Below are 18,879 nucleotides of genomic sequence, written 5' to 3'. Positions count from 1 at the left end.
TCACGGTACCACTACGCGGAGAATCGTGACGAAGGTCGCCCGCCGAAAAGAGACAGGTGAGAAGCAGGTCACGAAAGAAGGCTCGCAACCGTCGGCCACGCCAGCGCGGAATCGACGGCAAGCCCGACGAACACTGCGGCAAGGTAGTTGTTGGACTGCAAGAACAGCCGGAACGGGGTCACCGGGCGCCCGGCCGCGAGGCCCGCGCTCAGCCGATGCGCCTCGTAGAGGAACCACGAACCCGCGGCGATCGCCACCCCCGCGTACAACAGGCCGACGACCGGGATCAGCGCGAACGTCGTCAGCACCGTGGCCCATGTGTACCAAACCATGCGTTTGGCGACCAGACGCTCGTCGGCCACCGTCGGGAGCATCGGCACCCCGGCCGTGGAGTAGTCGTCGCGGTATTTCATGGCCAGGGACCAGGTGTGCGGCGGAGTCCAGAAGAAAATGACCATGAAGACGACGAGCGCGGGCCAGTCCAACGAGCCGGTCACGGCGGCCCAGCCGACCAAGGCGGGCATACAGCCGGCCGCGCCGCCCCAGACGACGTTCTGCGAGGTGCGGCGCTTGAGGAACATCGAGTAGACCAAAACGTAGAAAGCGATGGTGGCCACAACCAGCGAGGCCGCCAGCAGGTTCGCCGAGCGCCACAGCCACAAGAACGAGGCCGAACCCAGTCCGAGGCCGAAAAGAAGGGCCGCGCGGCGGCTCATCGCCCCTCGCGCGAGCGGGCGGTTCTTCGTCCGGTCCATCACCTTGTCGATGTCCGCGTCCACCACGCAGTTGAGCGTGTTGGCGCTCGCCGCGCCCAGCCATCCCCCGAACAGCGTCTCCAGGATCAGGCGCAGATCGACCGTCCCCCGATGAGCGAGCAGCATCACAGGGATCGTGGCCACCAAAAGCAGCTCGATCACCCTCGGCTTGGTGAGGGCGAGATAGTCTCGCGCCAACGCCAAAACGCGCCCCGCCCCCAAAGAGGGGGCGGAAACGCCCCGCTCGACGGGGTCCGCGCTGACCGGCACGTTGCTCCTAGCAAAAATGGGCTGTTCTACTACAGACGATGGTAGACGAGTCGGGCCCGCAGTCCCAATCGGGCCCGGCGCCCCGGCGCCGACAAGAGCGGCCGACGACTTGGCCAAGTTCACCGAGCTGCTCGGACGAGCACGATCCGAGCGCGCTAGGCTGGGGAGCGGAGGCGTCGAACGCCCACGAAGCCGACTGCCTGCGACAGACCGGAGCCTCCACCACGAGATACCGATCGCGACCTGCGAAGATCCACAATACCGAGGAAGAACGTGTCAGCTACTGCTCAGGACACCGCGAACGCGGCGGACCCCGCTCTCATCGCCAAGCACACCCGCGCCGCCTACCCTGCCGATTGGACCGACCTCGACACTCGCGCCGTGAACACCGTCCGGGTGCTCGCCGCGGACGCGGTCCAGAAGGTCGGCAACGGGCACCCCGGCACCGCCATGAGCCTCGCCCCCCTCGCCTACACCCTGTTCCAACGGGTGCTGCGGCACGACCCGAACGACGCCGACTGGGTCGGCAGGGACCGGTTCGTCCTGTCCTGCGGGCACGCCAGCCTCTTCCTGTACATCCAGCTCTACCTCGGCGGCTTCGGGCTCGAACTCGACGACATCGAGCAGCTGCGCGTGTTCGGCTCGCTCACCCCCGGCCACCCCGAGTACCGCCACACCAAAGGCGTGGAGATCACCACCGGACCGCTCGGGCAAGGCCTCGCCCACGCTGTCGGCATGGCCTACGCCGCCCGGCGCGAGCGCGGCCTCTTCGACCCGGACGCCCCCGCCGGGCAGAGCCCCTTCGACCACCACATTTACGTCGTGGCCTCGGACGGCGACCTGCAAGAAGGCGTGACCAGCGAAGCGTCTTCGTTGGCGGGTACGCAGCAGCTGGGCAACCTCGTCGTCGTCTACGACCGCAACCACATCTCCATCGAGGACAACACCGCGATCGCCTTCGACGAAGACGTCGCCAAGCGCTACGAGGCGTACGGCTGGCACGTCCAGCACGTCGACTCGGGCGAGGACGTCGTCGCCATCGAGGCGGCGCTGGAAGCGGCGAAGGCCGAAACCGCGAGGCCGTCGATCATCATCCTGCGCACCATCATCGGCTACCCGGCCCCGAAGCTGCAGAACACCGGCGCGGTCCACGGCGCGGCGCTCGGCGACGAAGAGGTCGCCGCCGTCAAGGAGCAGCTCGGCTTCGACCCGGAGCAAAAGTTCCAGGTCGACCCCGAAGTCATGCAGCGCACCCGGCGCCTGCGCGAGCGGGGCGCGAAGGCGCACCAAGCATGGGACCAGCAGTTCGAGGCCTGGGCCGCGCGCGAGCCGGAGCGCAAACAGCTCTTCGACCGGGTCTTCGCGAACCAGCTGCCCAAAGGGCTCGCCGACGCGCTGCCGAAATGGCAGGTCGGCGACAAAGACGTGGCCACCCGCAAGGCCTCCGGCGACACGCTGGAGGCGCTCGGCCCCCTGCTCCCCGAGCTCTGGGGCGGCTCGGCCGACCTCGCGGGCAGCAACAACACCACCATCAAAGGCTCCGACTCGTTCGGGCCCTCGGGCATCTCCACCGAAGCGTGGAAAGCGCAGCCGTACGGGCGGACACTGCATTTCGGCATCCGCGAGCACGCGATGGCCGCCATCCTCGGCGGCATCACCCTGCACGGCCCCACGCGCGCCTACGGCGGAACGTTCCTCCAGTTCAGCGACTACATGCGCCCGGCGGTGCGGCTCGCGGCGCTCATGGAGATCGATCCGATCTACATCTGGACGCACGACTCCATCGGCCTCGGCGAGGACGGTCCGACCCACCAGCCGGTCGAGCACCTCGCCGCGCTGCGGGCCATCCCGCACCTGAACGTGGTGCGCCCCGCCGACGCGAACGAGACCGCGTTCGCGTGGCTCGCCCTGCTGGACCGCGAGCAGCTCGGCCTTTCCAAGCTGCACGGCCCGACCGGGCTGATCCTCTCCCGCCAGAACCTGCCGATCCTGCCGGGCACGAGCGCCGAGGGCGTGGCCAAGGGCGCGTACGTCCTGCAAGAGGCTGAGGCCACCGAGCCGCAAGTGGTGCTCATCGGCACCGGCTCAGAGCTCCAGCTCGCCGTGGAGGCGCGCAAGGAGCTCGAAAGCCGGGGCGTCGGGGCGCGAGTCGTCTCCGCGCCGTGCGTGGAATGGTTCGAGGCGCAAAGCCAGCAGTACCGAGACCAGGTCCTCCCGCCCGCGGTCAAGGCGCGAGTCGCGGTGGAGGCCGGGATCGCGTTGACCTGGCACCGCCACGTCGGGGACGCGGGCGAGATCGTCTCCATCGAGCACTACGGGGCCTCGGGGGACTGGAAGACATTGTTCCGCGAGTTCGGATTCACCTCGCAAGCCGTGGTGGACGCCGCAACGCGGTCTCTCGAAAAAGCCAAAAGCTGACGAATCACCCCGGATCACACCGAACCAAGGAGGCAGTATGAGCGGACAACAGAACGCAAACCTGAAGGCATTGAGCGAGGCGGGCGTCTCGGTCTGGCTCGACGATCTCTCGCGTGACCGGTTGCGCACCGGCAACCTCGCGGAACTGATCGCCACCCGGTCCGTGGTCGGTGTGACGACGAACCCGACGATCTTCCAAGGCGCGCTTTCCAAAGGCGAGGCGTACGAGGCGCAGATCTCGGAGATCGTCGCCCGAGGCGCGGACGTCGAAGCGGTCATCACCGCGCTCACCACGGACGACGTCCGCGCGGCCTGCGATGTGTTCGCCCCAGTGTATGAGCGCTCCGGCGGGGTGGACGGCCGGGTGTCCATCGAGGTGGACCCCCGTCTCGCCCATGACACCGAGGGCACCGTCGCCCAGGCCCTCGAGCTGTGGAAGATCGTCGACCGCCCGAACCTGCTCGTCAAAATTCCGGCGACGAAGGCGGGCTTGCCCGCGATCACCAGGGTGATCGCCGAAGGCGTGAGCGTCAACGTCACGCTCATCTTCTCCATCGAGCGCCACAGCGCGGTCATCGACGCGTACATCGCGGGCGTGCAAGCGGCGGCGGCGGCCGGTCGCGACCTCAGCAAGATCCACTCCGTCGCCTCCTTCTTCATCTCCCGGGTGGACTCCGAAGTGGACGAGCGCCTGGGCAAAGTCGGCACCGACGCGGCGAAGGCGCTGCTCGGCAAAGCCGCCCTCGCCAACGGCGTGCTCGCGTACGAGCTGTACCAGCAGAAATTCTCCTCGGACGAGTTCGCGGAGCTCAAAGCCGCTGGCGCGAACCCGCAACGCGCGCTGTGGGCCTCCACCGGGACCAAAAACCCCAACTACCCGGACACGCTGTACGTGTCCGACCTGGTCGCCCCGAACACGGTGAACACCATGCCCGAGAAAACGCTGGAGGCCTTCGCGGACCACGGCGAGGTGCGTCTGCACTCCGTGGTGGGCAAGGTGCAGAACGCGCACGATGTCTTCGACCAGCTCGCCGAGGCCGGTGTCGACATGGACGACGTGTTCGAGGTCTTGGAGACACAGGGCGTGGAGAAGTTCATCGCTTCCTGGCAGGAGCTGCTCGACGCCACCGCCGAGAAACTGAACGGGCTGCGAGGATGACCAAGGCGGCGCTCCCGCCTGCCGGGTGGACCAACCCATTGCGCGACGAGCGCGACAAACGCATGCCGCGCATCGCGGGCCCGTGCGGCCTCGTTGTTTTCGGGGTCACCGGGGATCTCTCGCGCCACAAGCTCATGCCCGCCGTGTACGACCTCGCGAACCGAGGCCTGCTCTCCCCCAGCTTCTCCCTGGTCGGCTTCGGCCGCAGAGACTGGGACGACGCGGGCTTCGCGGACTTCGTCCGAGACTGCGTGCAGGCCAAAGCCCGCACCCCGTTCCGGGAGGAAACGTTCGCCAGGCTCGCCCAAGGCATGCGGTTCGTCCAGGGAGCCTTTGACGAAGACGCTTCCTTCGAGCGGATCGCCGACGCGTTGCGCGGATTGGACGAGGACCGGGGCACGGGCGGCAACTACGCCTTCTACCTTTCGGTGCCGCCGAAAGACTTCCCGGTCGTGTTCAAACACCTCTCCGCCACCGGCCTCGCCCACCCGCCGGAAGGCAGCTGGCGGCGCGCGGTCGTCGAGAAGCCGTTCGGGCACGACTTGGAGAGCGCCATCGAGCTGAACGGCGTGATCAAAGAGGTCTTCGACGAGCGGTCGATCTTCCGCATCGACCACTATCTCGGCAAAGAGACCGTGCAGAACATCTTGGCGTTGCGGTTCGCGAACCAGCTGTTCGAGCCGATTTGGAACGCGCACTACGTCGACCACGTCCAGATCACCATGGCCGAGGACATCGGCCTGGGCGGGCGTGCCGGGTACTACGACGGGATCGGCGCGGCGCGGGACGTGATCCAAAACCACCTGTTGCAGTTGCTCGCGCTGGTCGCGATGGAGGAGCCGGTGAGTTTCGCGGCGCACGAAGTCACCACGGAAAAGACCAAAGTGCTCTCCGCCGCGAAACTCTCCTACCCTTTGGACGAGACCACCGCGCGCGGTCAGTACGCGCGCGGCTGGCAGGGCGGCCAAGAGGTGTGCGGCCTGCTGGAAGAAGAAGGCTTCGCGTCGGACTCGACAACCGAGACGTTCGCCGCGATCACCGTGGAAGTCGACTCGCGCCGCTGGGCGGGGGTGCCTTTCTACCTGCGCACCGGCAAACGGCTCGGGCGGCGCGTCACCGAGATCGCGCTGGTCTTCAAGCGCGCCCCGCACTTGCCCTTCGATGAGGCGATGACCGAAGAACTCGGGCAGAACGCCCTGGTCATCCGTGTGCAGCCGGATGAAGGCGTCACCCTTCGGTTCGGTTCGAAGGTGCCGGGTTCCGCGATGCGGGTGCGCGATGTGAACATGGACTTCAACTACGGGCAGGCCTTCACCGAGTCCTCGCCCGAGGCCTACGAGCGGCTTATCCTCGACGTGCTCCTCGGCGAGCCCTCGCTGTTCCCCGTGACCGACGAGGTGGAGCTGTCCTGGAAGATCCTGGACCCGGTCCTTGAGCATTGGGGCGCTGGCGGCGCGCCGGAGCAATACCCCTCCGGCGGCTGGGGCCCCAAGAGCGCGACCGAGATGCTGGCCCGCAGCGGCCGGACCTGGAGGCGGCCATGATGTTCTTCGCCCCTGCCGCGCGATCCGCCGCAGTGTCGTCGTCTCTCGCGCGCGCCGTCGCGCCGAGTCGCCCCGCCGACGCAAGGCGCGTCTGCTCCTGGCGCCGCGGTTTCCCATCGGCGCCCCTTGTGTCTCATCGCCTCGGAGGGCAGAAATGAGCATTATCGACCTCCCCGCCACCACGACGGAGAAGATCTCCAAGCGCCTCGTGGCGCTGCGCACCGCCACCGGGAACCCCGCGGTGAGCCGAGTGCTCACCCTCGTCGTCTGCGTTGAGGACGGCGAGGACGTGGAGCTCGCCATCTCCGCCGCGGGAACCGCGAACCGCGAGCACCCCTGCCGGGTCATCATCGTCGCGAAGGGCCAGCGCTACGCCGCGACCCGGCTCGACGCGCAGATCCGGGTCGGCGGGGACGCAGGGGCTTCGGAGGTGGTCGTGCTGCGGCTCTACGGACCGCTCGCCGACCACGGCGACAGCGTCGTGATCCCGTTCTTGCTGCCAGACACACCGGTGGTGGCCTGGTGGCCGGGCCTGGCCCCCGAAGTCCCGGCCGAGGACCCTATCGGCGCCCTGGCCTCGCGAAGGGTCACGAACTCGATCACCGCGGCCGACGCCGCCGCGTCGCTCGCCAAACTCGTCCACGGCTACGCTCCCGGCGACACCGACCTCGTGTGGGCCAGGGCGACGCCGATCCGCTCCATCCTCACCGCCTCGCTGGACGAGCCCAACTATGAGCCGGTCACCGAGGCCGTCGTGCTCGGCCCCGAACCCTCGATCACCCTCGACCTGGTCGCCGGGTGGCTCGCCGCGCGGCTTGCGGTGCCTGTGCGCCGAGGGGCTGGCAGCTTGGAGATCTCGTTGCACCGGCACGGCGGCACGCTGTCGTTGACCCAGGACCGCCGGGGCAACGGCCGGGTGGTGCGGCCGGGCCGGCCCGAAAGCGCCGTGAGCCTGTTCCACCAGGACGTGCCTGCTTTGCTCGCCCAGGAACTGCGGTTCATGGACCCTGACGAGGTCTACGAGCAAGCGCTCCAGGGATTCGGGTCGGTCACCAAGGACGAGGAGGCCGCGGCATGAGCACCGTCGAGATCGTCCGGTCCACCGACCTGCACGACTTGATCGCGGCCGCCAAGGAACGGTTCCTCGCCCTGGTCGGCGAGGCAATCGCCGAACGCGGCACGGCCTCGGCGGTGCTCACCGGCGGCGGCGCGGGCATTGGCCTGCTGAAAGCGCTGCGCTGGGCGGACCTCGCCTGGGACAAGATCGACTTGTTCTGGGGCGACGAGCGCTGGGTGCCGCTCGGCCATCCCGAACGCAACGAGGGCCAGGCCCGCGAGGCGCTGCTCGACCATGTGCCGGTGGACCCGGCGCGGGTGTTCCCGATGGGCGCCCCCGGAGGCGATTGGCCCACCCCCGAGGCGGCCGCCCAAGCGTATGCCGAACTCCTGCCCGCGACCTTTGACGTGCATCTGTTGGGGATGGGCGAAGAGGGGCACATCAACTCGATCTTTCCGAACTCCCCGGCAGTGCGGGAGACAGAGCGCCCCGTTCTCGCGGTCCTCGATTCGCCGAAGCCGCCGCCGGAGCGGATCACCCTCACCCTGCCGGCGATCCGCCGAGCGCGAGAGGTGTGGCTGCTGGTTTCCGGCGCGGGGAAAGCAGCAGCGGCCAAAGCCGCCCTCGGCGCCGCCGCGCCGGAGCGCGTCCCTTCCGCCGGGGCCAGCGGCTCGGAACGGACGGTGTGGTTTCTCGACGAGGCCGCGGCCAGCCAGCTGGACTGACGGTTTCGCTGGAGCCCCGTTGCTCGGTCACGCCTGGATGATGACGGGGTCCCCGATGCCGACCGTGTTGTAGTACCAGGCCGCGTTGTCCGTGCTCAAGTTGATGCAGCCGTGGCTGACGTTCGCCTTGCCCTGCGAGGCCGCCGACCAGGGCGCCGCGTGGACATAGACACCGCCCCAGGTGAGACGCACCGCGTCGTAGACGGTGAGTTTGTACCCCTCGGGGCTGTTGAGCGGTATGCCGATCGTGCGTGAGTCCATGACCACCGGGTTCTGTTTTTCCAGCGTCGTGAACGAGCCGACCGGGGTGGGGTGCTTGGGCCTGCCCATGGAAGCGGGCATTGTCTTGACGACTTTGCCGTCGATCTTCACGGTGAAGGTGTGCGCGCTGATGCTGGCGACGGCGAGCACTTGCGCACCGGTGCGGAATTTGCGCGGAAAACCGGCGGCGACCACGGTGACCGTCTCGTGCGACGGCCAGTAGCCGGTCGGGGTCCATCGCATCGTGGCGTCGTCGAGCCAGCGGAAAGACCCTTCCGGGGTGTGCGGGCCCGACGTGGAGAAGGTGACGGATTGCTGTGCGGCGGCGCGGTCGGCCACCGGAGCGGCGAAACGAACCGTCACGGGAAACGCCACGCCCACGGTCTCGCCCTCTGCCGGGGACACGGACACGACGCCGGCCGCAGCAGCGGGCACGCCGCTCGCAGCGGAGGCCGTGGCGGCAGGAGCGACGGCTGGCGCCGTTATTGCGACCACAGCCGCATATGCGCCGACGAGCGCGCGCTGGAATATTTTCCGCAACTTCCCACATCCTTTTTGGAGACGGCGCATGAGCGCTTGCCGCTTCAGGTTACGCCGCCATCACCGTTCGGGAAGCCTCATGGCGCCCGACTCGAGCCGTATCGGCGCGCAATCGCAACCAAAAAGAGGCCCTGGACAGGGCCGCGCCCCTCGCTACGAGTCGTCGTCGGAGTCGTCCACGCCTGCACCCGGCGCGACGGTGGGCGCTGCCGGCCGAGGCGAGCGACTGCCGGGAGCGGGCTTCGGGATCGTGCCGTGCGGGGCGGGCACCGGATGGAACGCTTTCGGCGACGCTCCGGCGGGCGGGGACTGCGGCATGGGATGCACCGGGACGGGGATGGGCCCGTAGCCTCCCCCCGAGGCGGCAGCGGCGGACATGCCGCCGGTCACGACCATGCCGAAAGCCGCCAAGGCGAGCACTGCGGCCGAAAGGCGTTTCTGCCGGCGAGCGGAGGCGGGAAACATAGTTTTTACTTCCTTGTAACAAGAGGCGATTGGCACAAGCAGAGTAGAGAGGAAGCTGCGACTGCGCGAGGGGGAAATCAGGATTGCGGGGGAATGACCGGCGCGCTCGGCTCGACCCGGTCCGAGTCGTCGTCATCGCCGTCGTCATCATCGTCGTCCCTCGGTATGTACGGCCGAGTGTCGTCGGGGACCGCGCCGCCGTGGTCCTCCCCGCCCGCGGGCGGGACGGGGGGAACAGGCACTGGCTCGTGCTTGACGAGGCCTGCGAAAGTCAGCGCGAAGGCGCTGAGGACGAGGACGGGGACATGCGCTGCCTTCTTCATACAAAAACCACCCATCGAGACGTGCCAGTGAGGGCCGCACTGCGAGCAGCAGGCGGGAGTGTCGCCAATGATACCAGCGGAAACAGCGCTCGGATCATGGCTTGGGGCTCGGATCAGGATTGCGGTTGGACCGTCGGCGCGGACGACTCGGGCGGATTCGCGTCGTCGTCATCGTCGTCCGAGTCCGACTGCGCATTGCCCTGAAGAACGGGCACCGTGCCCTTGGGGGCGGGACCCGCGGGCTCCCCCACGCCAGCGGGCGGCACCGGCGGGACCGGCACCGGGCTCGGCTCGGCGAGCCCGCCGAGCGCCAGCACCGCAGCACAAGCCGCCAACAGAGCAGACCCGGTGATGGACGAAGCTCGGGCGATGCCGCTCATGAGGCCACGACCGACTGCAAAAAGGCCAACGCCTCGTCCGCATGCGCCTTGCCCCGGAATTCGTGATGAATCGCCTTGAGGACTTTGCCGGTCTGGTCGAGCACGAAGGTCGAACGCTTGACCGGGCTGAGCCCGCCGAGCCCGCCTTTGACCCCGAACAAAGCCGCGGCCACGCCCGCCTTGTCGGACAGCAGCGGGAAATCCAGCGACTTGCCCGAGACGAACCCGGCCTGACCGGACACAGAGTCTTTGCTGATCCCGACGCGCTGCGCGCCGAGCTCCCGGAATTGCGCGCCGAGGTCGCGGAACTGACAGGCTTGCGCGGTGCACACCGGACTGGAAGCCTTCGGGTAGAAAAACACCACCACAGGGCCCAAAGCCAGGAACTCGCTGAGCTTGCGGGGCGCGCCCGTCTGATCGGGCAGCTCGAAGTCCTGCACCACATCGCCAACTTGTAACGCCATCCGCCCACTCTACTCCGCTCGGGCCTGCGACGGGGCCAATGCGCTGCGATAAAATGTGCGCTCATGACTGTCAGGGCACTCACCGGCAACGCCCCCTCCAACACGACCACCCGCGCAGAGTTCGAGGCGCTGGCGCAGGGGCGGCGCGTGGTCCCGGTGGCCCGAAGGCTGCTCGCCGACGCGGAAACCCCGGTCTCCGCGTTCCGCAAACTCGCGGGCGAGCGCGCGGGCACGTTCCTCCTGGAATCCGCCGAACAGGGCAAAATGTGGTCGCAGTGGTCGTTCATCGGGGTGCGCACCGGCGCGACGCTCACGTCGGCGGGCGAGCGGGCCGTCTGGCGCGGGACGCCCCCGGCGGGGGTGCCTGTCGAAGGCTCCCCGCTCGCCGTGCTCGACCAGACCGTGCGAGCGCTCGCCACCGATCCCGTTCCCGGACTGCCGCCGCTGACCAGCGGCCTCGTCGGCTACCTCGGCTACGACGCGGTGCGCTGGGTGGAGCAGCTGCCCGAGCGCACCCACGACGACCTGCGGCTGCCGACGATGACCATGCTGCTCGTCACCGATCTCGCCGTCTTCGACCACCGCGCGAACGTCATCACCCTGATCGCCAACGCTTTCCTGCCTGCCAGCTCCGCCACAGCGCCGGACCAAGCCGGCCTGGACGCGCTGTACGCCGAGGCCCTTGCCCGCCTGGACGCGATGACCGCCGACCTCGCCGCGCACGCTCCGTCCACCGTGTCCGTCTTCGACTGGCCGACCCCCGATTTCTCCTCCCAGCTCACCGAAGAGGAATACGGGCAGAACGTGCGGAAAGTCGTGGCAGAGATCGAAGCGGGCGAGGCGTTCCAAGTCGTGCCGTCGCAGCGCTACAGCATGCCGGTGCACGCGGACCCGCTCGACGTGTACCGGGTGCTGCGGGTGAACAACCCCAGCTCGCACATGTACCTCATGCGGGTCCCCGCGGAGACGGGCGAGACCGCGTTCCACATCGTCGGCTCAAGCCCCGAGGCTTTGCTCACCGCCCGAGGACGGACTGTGACGACCCGGCCCATCGCGGGCACCCAGCCAAGGGGCCGCACCAACGAGGACGACGTCCTCTTCGAGAAAAAGCTCACCGACGACCCGAAAGAACAAGCAGAGCACCTGATGCTGGTCGACCTCGGCCGCAACGACCTCGGACGGGTGTGCGTGCCGGGCAGCGTGCGGGTGGCCGAGTTCCGGGTCTTGGAGCGCTACAGCCACGTCATGCACCTCGTCTCGACCGTGAGCGGGGAGCTCGCGCCGGGCAAAACGGCGCTCGACGCGGTGCTCGCCTGTTTCCCCGCAGGCACGCTGTCGGGGGCTCCGAAGGTGCGGGCGATGGAAATCATCGAAGAAGTCGAGATCACCCGGCGCGGCCTCTACGGCGGCGTGGTGGGCTACTTCGACTTCGCGGGCGAGGCCGACACCGCCATCGCCATCCGCACGGCCGTGGTCAAAGACGGCGTCGCCTATGTGCAGGCCGGCGGCGGCGTGGTCCTCGACTCCGACCCTTCCTCGGAGTACCGGGAGAGCAGGAACAAAGCGAACACCGTCCTGTCCGCCATCGCCGCCGCGCAGACGATGCGCTCGCCGAACGAGGCCGGATGACGCCGCCGCGGCGGCCGAGGGAGAGGCCGCAGTCCCCGTGAAGCGCCCGCTGGCGTGGGCCTCGCTCCTGCTCGTGTGCGCCGGGGCGGGCGCGTACGGCTCGTCTCGGGCCACCTGGGCTGTGGCCAGCGCGCACGACGGGCTGGGCGCCCCGCGCGACGTCCGAGTGCTCGGATCTGATTTCGCGCCGCTGACCATCGCCCTCGCGCTGCTCCTGATCGCCGCCGTGCCCGCTGTGTTCGCGGTCAAAGGCTGGACATTGCGCGCGGTGGCTCTCGCGGTCGGCCTCGCAGGAGCCGGGCTTGTCTGGGCCGGGGCGCACTGGCTCGCCGACAAGCCGGACTCCGCCCAGGCGGCGCGATTGGCCGCCCTGCCCGAGCGCTACCAGGTCGATCATCTCGTGGTGAGCAGAACATCCGGGGGGCTGCCCCTGGCCGCGGGGGCGATGGCGCTCGGCGCGTGCGTTTTCATCCTGCGCGCCGCCCGGGCGGCGCAGGGGCTGGGAAGCCGATTCGACTCGCCAGCGGCGAAAAAGGACCGTCCCGAGGTGGAACGCTCGGCGTGGGCCGCGCTCGACGCGGGCGAAGACCCGACGCTGTGAATCCCGACGCTGCGCATCCCGGCGTTGCGCGGAACCGCTGGCGCGGGACGACGCGCGACAGGCTATCCTTGGGGCATGTCGCACACCGTTCTCGAGACGATTATCGCCGGAGTGCGGGAAGACGTCGCCGCACGCGAGGCCGCGAAGGACTTTGCGCACATCAAGCGGGCGGCGCACGCCGCCCCTGACCCTTTGGACGCCGCGGCGGCGTTGCGCGAAGCAGGAGTCGGGGTCATCGCCGAGATCAAGCGCGCCAGCCCCAGCAAAGGAGCGCTCGCCGACATCCCGAGCCCCGCAGATCTGGCTCGGCTCTACCAAGAGGGCGGCGCCAGGGCGGTCAGCGTCCTGACCGAAGAGCGCAAGTTCAAAGGCTCGCTCGCGGACCTCGACGAGGTCCGGGCTGCTGTGAGCATCCCCGTGCTGCGCAAAGACTTCATCGTGACCACCTACCAAGTCCATGAGGCCCGCGCGCACGGGGCCGACATCGTGCTGCTCATCGTCGCGGCCTTGGAGCAGAACGCGCTGAGCTCGCTCCTCGACCGGGTCGAGAGCCTTGGCATGACCGCCCTGGTCGAAGTGCATGACGAGCAAGAGGCAGAGCGCGCGCTCGCAGCAGGGGCAAGCGTCATCGGCGTCAACGCCCGGAACTTGAAAACCCTCGAGGTGGACCCGGAGACATTCGCCAGAGTCGTCCCCGCCCTGCCCGCCGAAGTCATCAAAATAGCCGAGTCGGGCTGCAAGAGCTCCGCGGATCTGTTGAACTACGCCGCGGCGGGAGCCGACGCTGTCCTGGTCGGCGAGGGCATCGTCACAGCCGCAGACCCGCTCGCGGCGCTCACTGAGCTCGTCACCGCCGGGACGCACCCGTCGTGCCCCCGGCCCGTGCGATGAGCCCCGCGCAACCCCTCCCGACCGCGAGCGAAGGGGTCCGTGTCCGCACGGAGCACGACCCCGACGCGGGGGGCTACTTCGGCCGTTTCGGCGGACGCCATGTGCCCGAAGCGCTCATGGCAGTGATCGAGGAGGTCACCGACGCCTATGAGAAGGCACGGGTGGACGAGGACTACCTCGCGCAGCTCGACGCGCTGCAACGCGATTATGTCGGCAGACCCTCCCCCCTGTACGAGGCGAAACGGCTCTCTGAGCACGCGGGCGGGGCGCGCATCCTGCTCAAACGGGAGGATTTGAACCACACCGGCTCGCACAAGATCAACAACGTCCTCGGCCAAGGCCTGTTGGCGAAGAAGATGGGCAAGACGCGGGTCATCGCGGAGACCGGCGCGGGACAGCACGGCGTCGCCACTGCGACCGCCTGCGCGCTGCTGGGCCTGGAATGCGTCATCTACATGGGCGAAACGGACACGGAGCGCCAGTCGCTCAACGTGGCGCGGATGCGACTGCTCGGCGCGCACGTCATGGCGGTGAAGACCGGCTCTCGGACATTGAAGGACGCGATCAACGCGGCGCTTCGCGACTGGGTCACCAACGCCGCCACCACGTATTACTGCTTCGGCACCGCGGCCGGGCCGCATCCCTTCCCGATGATGGTGCGCGACCTGCAGCGTGTCGTCGGGCTCGAGACAAGGGCCCAGGTCCGCGAACACGTCGGACAGCTCCCGGACGCCGTGGTGGCCTGTGTCGGCGGCGGCAGCAACGCCATTGGGATCTTCGACCCCTTCCTGCGCTACCGCCAAGTGCAGCTCGTCGGTTGCGAGCCCGCAGGCGACGGCGTGGACACCGAGCGGCACGCCGCGACGCTCGGCGGGGGCTCGGAGGGCGTGTTCCAAGGCTCCTTCTCGTACCTGTTGCAGGACCAGGACGGCCAAACCGTGGAATCGCATTCCATCTCCGCAGGGCTCGACTACCCCGGAGTCGGCCCGCAGCACGCGCATTTGAAAGAAACCGGCCGGGCCCGGTACCTGCCGATCACGGACGCGCAGGCCATGGAGGCCTTCGACGTGCTGTGCCGCACCGAAGGCATCATTCCCGCCATTGAGTCGGCGCACGCCGTGGCCGGGGGCCTCCTGTTGGGCCGAGAGCTCGGCGGGGGCAGCGTCATCGTGGTGAACCTCTCCGGCCGGGGCGACAAGGACGTCGACACCGCCGCCAAGTGGTTCGGGATGGATCTGTAAATGTTCCGCGCCCCACGATCCGCCGAGCCCCGTCCCGTTGCCCGCCGCCCCGCGCCGCGCAACGGCCAGGAGGGCTGCGCATGAGCGTTCCCAACTCGTCCGCGGACGTCATCGCCGCCTGCCAGGCAGAGGGCCGCGCCGCCCTCATCGGATACCTTCCGGCGGGCTACCCGGACCTGAAAACTTCGCAGCGCGCCTTCGAAATCCTCGCCGAAGAAGGCTGCGACCTCCTGGAGATCGGCGTCCCCTACTCGGACCCGGTGATGGACGGCCCGGTGATCGAATCGGCCGCCGTCGCCGCCCTGACGGCGGGCTTCCGGCTCAAAGACCTGTTCCCGCTGGTCGAAAACCTCAGCAAAAAAGATATCCCGGCCCTGGTCATGACCTACTGGAACCCAGTGTTCCGATACGGCGTGGACCGCTTCGCCGACGACCTTGAGAACGCGGGCGGTCTGGGCCTCATCACGCCGAACCTCATCCCAGAAGAGGCCGAGGCGTGGTTCCAAGCCTCTGACCGGTTGAATTTGGACCGTGTCTTCCTCGTCGCGCCGTCGTCCACGCCGGAGCGGTTGATCCTCACCACGAACTCGTGCCGGGGCTTCATCTACGCGGCTTCCACGATGGGGGTGACCGGGGCCCGCAACGACGTCTCCATGGACGCCGCCGAACTTGTCGCCCGGGTGCGCAAAGCCAGCGGCATCGCCGTCGGCGTCGGCATCGGCGTCTCCAATGGCGCGGCGGCTCGCTATGTCGCGGGCTACGCGGACGCGGTGATCGTGGGCTCTGCGCTGGTCGCGGCGCTCGGCAAGGGCGAGGACGCGTTGCGCGCGCTGGTGCGCGAACTCGCCGAAGGCGTGCGCGGGAACTAACCGCCGCGCGGGCGCGGGGTCCACAGGGCGTCGAAGCAGACCAGCATCTCTTCTCGGGACAGCTGCCCGAGAGCGAACTGGCCGACGAGGCCCCGGATCTGGACATGGCCGACTCGGGCGCTGTTGGCGTCAGGCCAACCGCCTCGGGCGAAATGCTTGTAGTCGCAGTCGACCTCGGTGGTCACCACCATCGGGCGCTCGTCCGGGTGGTCTTCCTCCTGACGGTCCCATCCGGTCCACATGGTTTCGACCGTCCAACCGTAAAGCCGCTCCCTCGGGGCCACGTCGGAGTACCAGCTGCCGAGCGCGCGCAAAGCGCGGAACTGCTCATATGTGAGCAGTCGTCCTTCGATGTCGTAGTACCCGTCGATCTGGCGCGGCTCCTCGTCGGGGGCCTCCTCATCGTCGAGGTCCCAGTCGCCGGGCCCCTCCACCGCGAGGCGCAGCGCGCGCAGAATCATGTCCTCCACCGAGGCGTGGCCGTCGGCGGCCTCCTCACGGCTCCCCCAATGCGCGGAGTACTGGTTCTGCCCCTTCGGGTCGTGCACATTGGTGCGGAAGATCCGGGGCAGTCCTTGTTTGGGCAAATACCACTCTTTGCCGGTCCATTCCGTGGTGACCAGCCATCCGCGCACCACGCTGCGGCAGATAAGGGAGTATTGCGCCCCCATCGCTTGCAGGGTCGCCCACCAGCTCGCGTCAATGGGTTTGCCGTGAATGTCGAAGTGGTACTCGTTCGACTTCGAGCGCGAAGGGTGCTCCGGTGTCGCGCTCACAGATATCCTCTCACCATGCGGGGCGCGTTCGGATCACAAGAACAGCCCCTGTCTGACAGCGAGGTCAGTTCGTGCACTCGCTGAGACCGATGATACTCATCGTATGCTGCTGCGGGGCGACGCCCGCCTTGGCGTCGTCTTCGATGTTGACCTTGCTGCTGCGCCACGCGTCGATGGAAACCTGTTCGCTGTTGGAGACCTGCACGCCGAGCTTGGTGTGGACCTGTTCCAGTTCAGGCTTGGTCTCGACGTAACTCCATCCTTCGTCGCGCAACTGGCGCAGCCGGGCCGTGAGGTCATGGGCCGTTTGCTCGGAATAAGGCAGGTCGTACTCTTGCGACCAAAGCCACGGCGGCCCTTCCCCGAGCGTCCCGGCCCGGCAGCCTTGTTTCGAGCCCCTTCCCTCGGCGTCGCGCGCAACACCCGCGACCCACGCCGTCACACGAATGACGTTCGCTTTGGCTTGCTCGAAATCACGGTTGCTGGTCCGAGGCTCCGCCGAAGGGAACCACATGCGGTGGCCGAGCACGGCGATCGCGACGACCAGCACGACGCACAGCGCAAAAACCGCGGCTCGAATCGCCTGTCCGCGCCAACGCGGACGGACCTGCTCCTCAGGCCAGCGATTGCGCCGCGGGCCAAGACCAGGCGGTGCGCCCGGGGCTGGCGGCGATTCGGCAACCGAACGATCAGCCAGAATTCGACTCCCCGGCAAGGGCGGCACGGATCTTCTGCGCGGCGGCCTCGAACTGCTCCGCGGTCGCGGCGTGGTCGGCGTTCGCGAAACTGAAGTCGCCAAGGCCCCAGGCCGGGAAGACGTGCACATGCAAATGCGGCACCTCGAAGCCCGCGATCAGCTGGCCCGCCCTCGGCGCGCCGAAAGCTGTCGTCACCGCCTGGCCGATGATCTGCGCGACCCGCATGACCTTGCCGAACAATTCCGGATCGACGCTCTGCCAGTTGTCCACCTCTTGCCTGGGGACCACGAGGGTGTGGCCGGTCGAGATGGGGGCGTTCGAGAGGAACGCCACGACGTCCTCGTCCTGCCACACGAAGTAACCAGGGAGATCACCAGCTATCACCGCGCTGAAAACAGAAGGCATGGCACAGAGCCTACTCCTCAAGCTACGCCTGTGAACCATGGTCCTGGTCCGAGCCGGAGCGCGATGGCCCACGCGGCGGCGCGGGCAAGCGGCGCCAGCGGCGAAGCGCCACCGCCGCGCCCGGTAGGCTCACGGGCGTGAGAGTACTCGTCATCGGCTCCGGCGGTCGCGAGCACGCGTTCTGCATCGCCCTCAAACGCGACCCCGCCGTCAGCGAAATCCATGCCGCGCCGGGCAACGCGGGCACCGCTCGCCTGGCTGTGAACCACACGGTGGACGTCGCGGACCCTGCCAGCGTCGCGCACCTCGCGGAACAGCTCGAAGCGGATTTGGTCATCGTCGGGCCAGAGGTGCCGCTGGTGCTCGGCGCCGCCGACGCGGTCCGCGCGAAGGGAATCGCCTGCTTCGGGCCTTCCGCGCAGGCGGCGCAGATCGAGGGCTCGAAGAGCTTCGCGAAAGACGTGATGGCCGCCGCGGGGGTGCGCACCGCCCGCAGCGAAACCGTCGACTCGACCGCGTCGTTGGACGCGGCGCTCGACCGGTTCGGGCCGATCTGGGTCGTGAAAGACGACCGCCTCGCGGCGGGGAAAGGCGTCGTCGTCACCGAAGACCGCGCGCACGCGCGGGCACACGCGGTCGAACTGCTCGAACGCGGCCACCCGGTGCTTTTGGAGTCGTACCTCGACGGGCCGGAGGTCTCGTTGTTCTGCCTCGTCAACGGAGACCAAGTGACGCCGTTGCAGCCCGCGCAGGACTTCAAACGCGCCTACAGCGGGGACATGGGGCCGAACACCGGAGGCATGGGGGCGTACACGCCGCTGCCGTGGCTCTCGCAGCAGACCGTGGACGAGATCGTGGACGACATCGTGTGCCCGGTCGCGGTCGAGCTGTTGCGTCGCGGTTGCGCGTACTCGGGGCTGCTCTACGCCGGGCTCGCCATCGGAAGCGACGGGCCCGCCGTGGTGGAGTTCAACTGCCGGTTCGGCGATCCCGAGACGCAACCTGTGCTCGCTCTTTTGCGCACCCCGTTCGGGCAGCTGCTGCGCTCGGTCGCGGACGGCACGTTCCTGGAGACATCAGAGTTGTCGTGGGAGCCCGGTTACGCCGTTGGCGTCGTGCTCGCCGCCGAGCATTACCCCGCCAAACCGCATTTGGGCGACACGATCACTGGCGCGCTGGGCGAAGGCTTGGTCCTCGCCGGGGTCGACGAGCGGGACGGGGCGTTGGTCTCCACAGGCGGACGCGTCCTCACGGCAGTGGGCCTCGGTCGGGATCTAACAGCCGCCCGCGCGCAGGCGTACGAGCGGATGGGCGGGGTGCATCTGCCGGGTGGGCATTTCCGGGAGGATATCGCGTTGGCGGCCAGCAACGGAGAAGTCACCATCCCCGCAAAGCGCTGACGACCGGA

At 68.4% G+C, this 18,879-nt stretch carries 20 protein-coding genes; 11 read left to right on the top strand and 9 right to left on the bottom strand.

Annotated features, from left to right (window positions below):
* Nucleotides 1-68 precede the first annotated feature (68 nt).
* The gene (locus tag SROT_RS02345) at nucleotides 69-1,025 is read right to left on the bottom strand and encodes a heme o synthase (protein ID WP_013137411.1); all 957 of its coding nucleotides are present in this window, start codon (nucleotides 1,023-1,025) and stop codon (nucleotides 69-71) included.
* A 273-nt stretch (nucleotides 1,026-1,298) separates the two neighbouring features.
* Here SROT_RS02345 and tkt point away from each other — a divergent pair, with 273 nt between their 5' ends.
* The 5 genes from tkt to pgl all read left to right on the top strand — a co-directional run bounded on the left by tkt (nucleotide 1,299) and on the right by pgl (nucleotide 7,928).
* The gene (gene tkt / locus SROT_RS02340) at nucleotides 1,299-3,443 is read left to right on the top strand and encodes a transketolase (protein WP_013137410.1); all 2,145 of its coding nucleotides are present in this window, start codon (nucleotides 1,299-1,301) and stop codon (nucleotides 3,441-3,443) included.
* 37 nt (nucleotides 3,444-3,480) lie between these two features.
* Nucleotides 3,481-4,602, top strand: a complete 1,122-nt coding sequence (tal, locus tag SROT_RS02335; protein ID WP_013137409.1) for a transaldolase — start codon at nucleotides 3,481-3,483, stop codon at nucleotides 4,600-4,602.
* Nucleotides 4,599-6,146 carry a glucose-6-phosphate dehydrogenase gene (zwf, locus tag SROT_RS02330; protein WP_013137408.1) on the top strand — a complete coding sequence of 516 codons (1,548 nt, stop codon included), beginning with the start codon at nucleotides 4,599-4,601 and terminating at the stop codon, nucleotides 6,144-6,146. Before tal ends, zwf begins: the two co-directional genes overlap by 4 nt.
* Before the next feature lie 154 nt (nucleotides 6,147-6,300).
* Entirely contained in the window at nucleotides 6,301-7,224 is a 924-nt protein-coding gene (locus SROT_RS02325; protein ID WP_013137407.1) for a glucose-6-phosphate dehydrogenase assembly protein OpcA, read from the top strand.
* Nucleotides 7,221-7,928 carry a 6-phosphogluconolactonase gene (gene pgl, locus SROT_RS02320; protein ID WP_013137406.1) on the top strand — a complete coding sequence of 236 codons (708 nt, stop codon included), beginning with the start codon at nucleotides 7,221-7,223 and terminating at the stop codon, nucleotides 7,926-7,928. The genes SROT_RS02325 and pgl overlap by 4 nt, the downstream gene beginning before the upstream one ends.
* A gap of 27 nt (nucleotides 7,929-7,955) precedes the next feature.
* Here pgl and SROT_RS02315 read toward each other — a convergent pair whose 3' ends face one another.
* From SROT_RS02315 to SROT_RS02295, 5 genes are all read right to left on the bottom strand, one after another.
* Complete coding sequence (locus SROT_RS02315) at nucleotides 7,956-8,729, bottom strand: L,D-transpeptidase (protein WP_013137405.1); 774 nt, start codon at nucleotides 8,727-8,729, stop codon at nucleotides 7,956-7,958.
* 153 nt (nucleotides 8,730-8,882) lie between these two features.
* On the bottom strand, nucleotides 8,883-9,194 hold the full coding sequence (locus tag SROT_RS02310) for a hypothetical protein (protein ID WP_013137404.1): 312 nt from the start codon (nucleotides 9,192-9,194) through the stop codon (nucleotides 8,883-8,885).
* Nucleotides 9,195-9,271: 77 nt separating this feature from the next.
* Nucleotides 9,272-9,517 (bottom strand): hypothetical protein, encoded by a 246-nt coding sequence (locus tag SROT_RS02305; protein ID WP_013137403.1) that lies wholly within the window; start codon nucleotides 9,515-9,517, stop codon nucleotides 9,272-9,274.
* A 113-nt stretch (nucleotides 9,518-9,630) separates the two neighbouring features.
* Nucleotides 9,631-9,897, bottom strand: a complete 267-nt coding sequence (locus tag SROT_RS02300) for a hypothetical protein (RefSeq protein WP_013137402.1) — start codon at nucleotides 9,895-9,897, stop codon at nucleotides 9,631-9,633.
* Nucleotides 9,894-10,361: a peroxiredoxin gene (locus tag SROT_RS02295; protein WP_013137401.1), complete on the bottom strand. Its 468-nt coding sequence runs from the start codon at nucleotides 10,359-10,361 to the stop codon at nucleotides 9,894-9,896. The genes SROT_RS02300 and SROT_RS02295 overlap by 4 nt, the downstream gene beginning before the upstream one ends.
* A gap of 63 nt (nucleotides 10,362-10,424) precedes the next feature.
* On the opposite strand from SROT_RS02295, the gene SROT_RS02290 reads away from it, so the two are divergent.
* The 5 genes from SROT_RS02290 (at nucleotide 10,425) to trpA (ending at nucleotide 15,592) form a co-directional block, all read left to right on the top strand.
* Nucleotides 10,425-11,990 carry an anthranilate synthase component I gene (locus SROT_RS02290; RefSeq protein ID WP_013137400.1) on the top strand — a complete coding sequence of 522 codons (1,566 nt, stop codon included), beginning with the start codon at nucleotides 10,425-10,427 and terminating at the stop codon, nucleotides 11,988-11,990.
* A gap of 37 nt (nucleotides 11,991-12,027) precedes the next feature.
* Entirely contained in the window at nucleotides 12,028-12,591 is a 564-nt protein-coding gene (locus SROT_RS02285; RefSeq protein ID WP_013137399.1) for a Trp biosynthesis-associated membrane protein, read from the top strand.
* Nucleotides 12,592-12,666: 75 nt separating this feature from the next.
* Nucleotides 12,667-13,482: an indole-3-glycerol phosphate synthase TrpC gene (gene trpC / locus SROT_RS02280; RefSeq protein WP_013137398.1), complete on the top strand. Its 816-nt coding sequence runs from the start codon at nucleotides 12,667-12,669 to the stop codon at nucleotides 13,480-13,482.
* Complete coding sequence (trpB, locus tag SROT_RS02275; protein WP_013137397.1) at nucleotides 13,479-14,723, top strand: tryptophan synthase subunit beta; 1,245 nt, start codon at nucleotides 13,479-13,481, stop codon at nucleotides 14,721-14,723. Before trpC ends, trpB begins: the two co-directional genes overlap by 4 nt.
* A gap of 80 nt (nucleotides 14,724-14,803) precedes the next feature.
* Nucleotides 14,804-15,592: a tryptophan synthase subunit alpha gene (trpA, locus tag SROT_RS02270; protein WP_013137396.1), complete on the top strand. Its 789-nt coding sequence runs from the start codon at nucleotides 14,804-14,806 to the stop codon at nucleotides 15,590-15,592.
* Here the strand turns inward: trpA and SROT_RS02265 are convergent.
* The 3 genes from SROT_RS02265 to SROT_RS02255 all read right to left on the bottom strand — a co-directional run bounded on the left by SROT_RS02265 (nucleotide 15,589) and on the right by SROT_RS02255 (nucleotide 17,471).
* A complete protein-coding gene (locus SROT_RS02265) occupies nucleotides 15,589-16,368 on the bottom strand; it encodes a hypothetical protein (RefSeq protein ID WP_013137395.1) in 780 nt (259 codons plus the stop codon). The two genes, trpA and SROT_RS02265, sit on opposite strands and share 4 nt — an antisense overlap.
* A 64-nt stretch (nucleotides 16,369-16,432) precedes the next feature.
* Entirely contained in the window at nucleotides 16,433-16,918 is a 486-nt protein-coding gene (locus SROT_RS02260) for a hypothetical protein (protein ID WP_013137394.1), read from the bottom strand.
* Between the two features lie 139 nt (nucleotides 16,919-17,057).
* Nucleotides 17,058-17,471 (bottom strand): HIT family protein, encoded by a 414-nt coding sequence (locus SROT_RS02255; RefSeq protein ID WP_013137393.1) that lies wholly within the window; start codon nucleotides 17,469-17,471, stop codon nucleotides 17,058-17,060.
* 137 nt (nucleotides 17,472-17,608) lie between these two features.
* On the opposite strand from SROT_RS02255, the gene purD reads away from it, so the two are divergent.
* Entirely contained in the window at nucleotides 17,609-18,871 is a 1,263-nt protein-coding gene (gene purD, locus SROT_RS02250) for a phosphoribosylamine--glycine ligase (protein ID WP_013137392.1), read from the top strand.
* The last annotated feature ends 8 nt before the right edge of the window (nucleotides 18,872-18,879 follow it).

The sequence above is a fragment of the Segniliparus rotundus DSM 44985 genome (assembly GCF_000092825.1).
In the GTDB taxonomy this organism is placed as follows: domain Bacteria; phylum Actinomycetota; class Actinomycetes; order Mycobacteriales; family Mycobacteriaceae; genus Segniliparus; species Segniliparus rotundus.
The sequence above is the reverse complement of the archived record's forward strand: the minus strand, read 5'-3'. Positions and strand labels throughout refer to the sequence as shown.

Bases quoted from the DNA above. Each gene is read 5' to 3' on its own strand.
- SROT_RS02310 (WP_013137404.1), bottom strand. From the start codon at position 9,194: ATGTTTCCCGCCTCCGCTCGCCGGCAGAAACGCCTTTCGGCCGCAGTG.
- SROT_RS02290 (WP_013137400.1), top strand. From the start codon at position 10,425: ATGACTGTCAGGGCACTCACCGGCAACGCCCCCTCCAACACGACCACC.
- SROT_RS02295 (WP_013137401.1), bottom strand. From the start codon at position 10,361: ATGGCGTTACAAGTTGGCGATGTGGTGCAGGACTTCGAGCTGCCCGAT.
- SROT_RS02325 (WP_013137407.1), top strand. From the start codon at position 6,301: ATGAGCATTATCGACCTCCCCGCCACCACGACGGAGAAGATCTCCAAG.
- SROT_RS02255 (WP_013137393.1), bottom strand. From the start codon at position 17,471: ATGCCTTCTGTTTTCAGCGCGGTGATAGCTGGTGATCTCCCTGGTTAC.
- tal (WP_013137409.1), top strand. From the start codon at position 3,481: ATGAGCGGACAACAGAACGCAAACCTGAAGGCATTGAGCGAGGCGGGC.
- zwf (WP_013137408.1), top strand. From the start codon at position 4,599: ATGACCAAGGCGGCGCTCCCGCCTGCCGGGTGGACCAACCCATTGCGC.
- trpC (WP_013137398.1), top strand. From the start codon at position 12,667: ATGTCGCACACCGTTCTCGAGACGATTATCGCCGGAGTGCGGGAAGAC.
- SROT_RS02305 (WP_013137403.1), bottom strand. From the start codon at position 9,517: ATGAAGAAGGCAGCGCATGTCCCCGTCCTCGTCCTCAGCGCCTTCGCG.
- trpB (WP_013137397.1), top strand. From the start codon at position 13,479: ATGAGCCCCGCGCAACCCCTCCCGACCGCGAGCGAAGGGGTCCGTGTC.
- SROT_RS02300 (WP_013137402.1), bottom strand. From the start codon at position 9,897: ATGAGCGGCATCGCCCGAGCTTCGTCCATCACCGGGTCTGCTCTGTTG.
- trpA (WP_013137396.1), top strand. From the start codon at position 14,804: ATGAGCGTTCCCAACTCGTCCGCGGACGTCATCGCCGCCTGCCAGGCA.
- pgl (WP_013137406.1), top strand. From the start codon at position 7,221: ATGAGCACCGTCGAGATCGTCCGGTCCACCGACCTGCACGACTTGATC.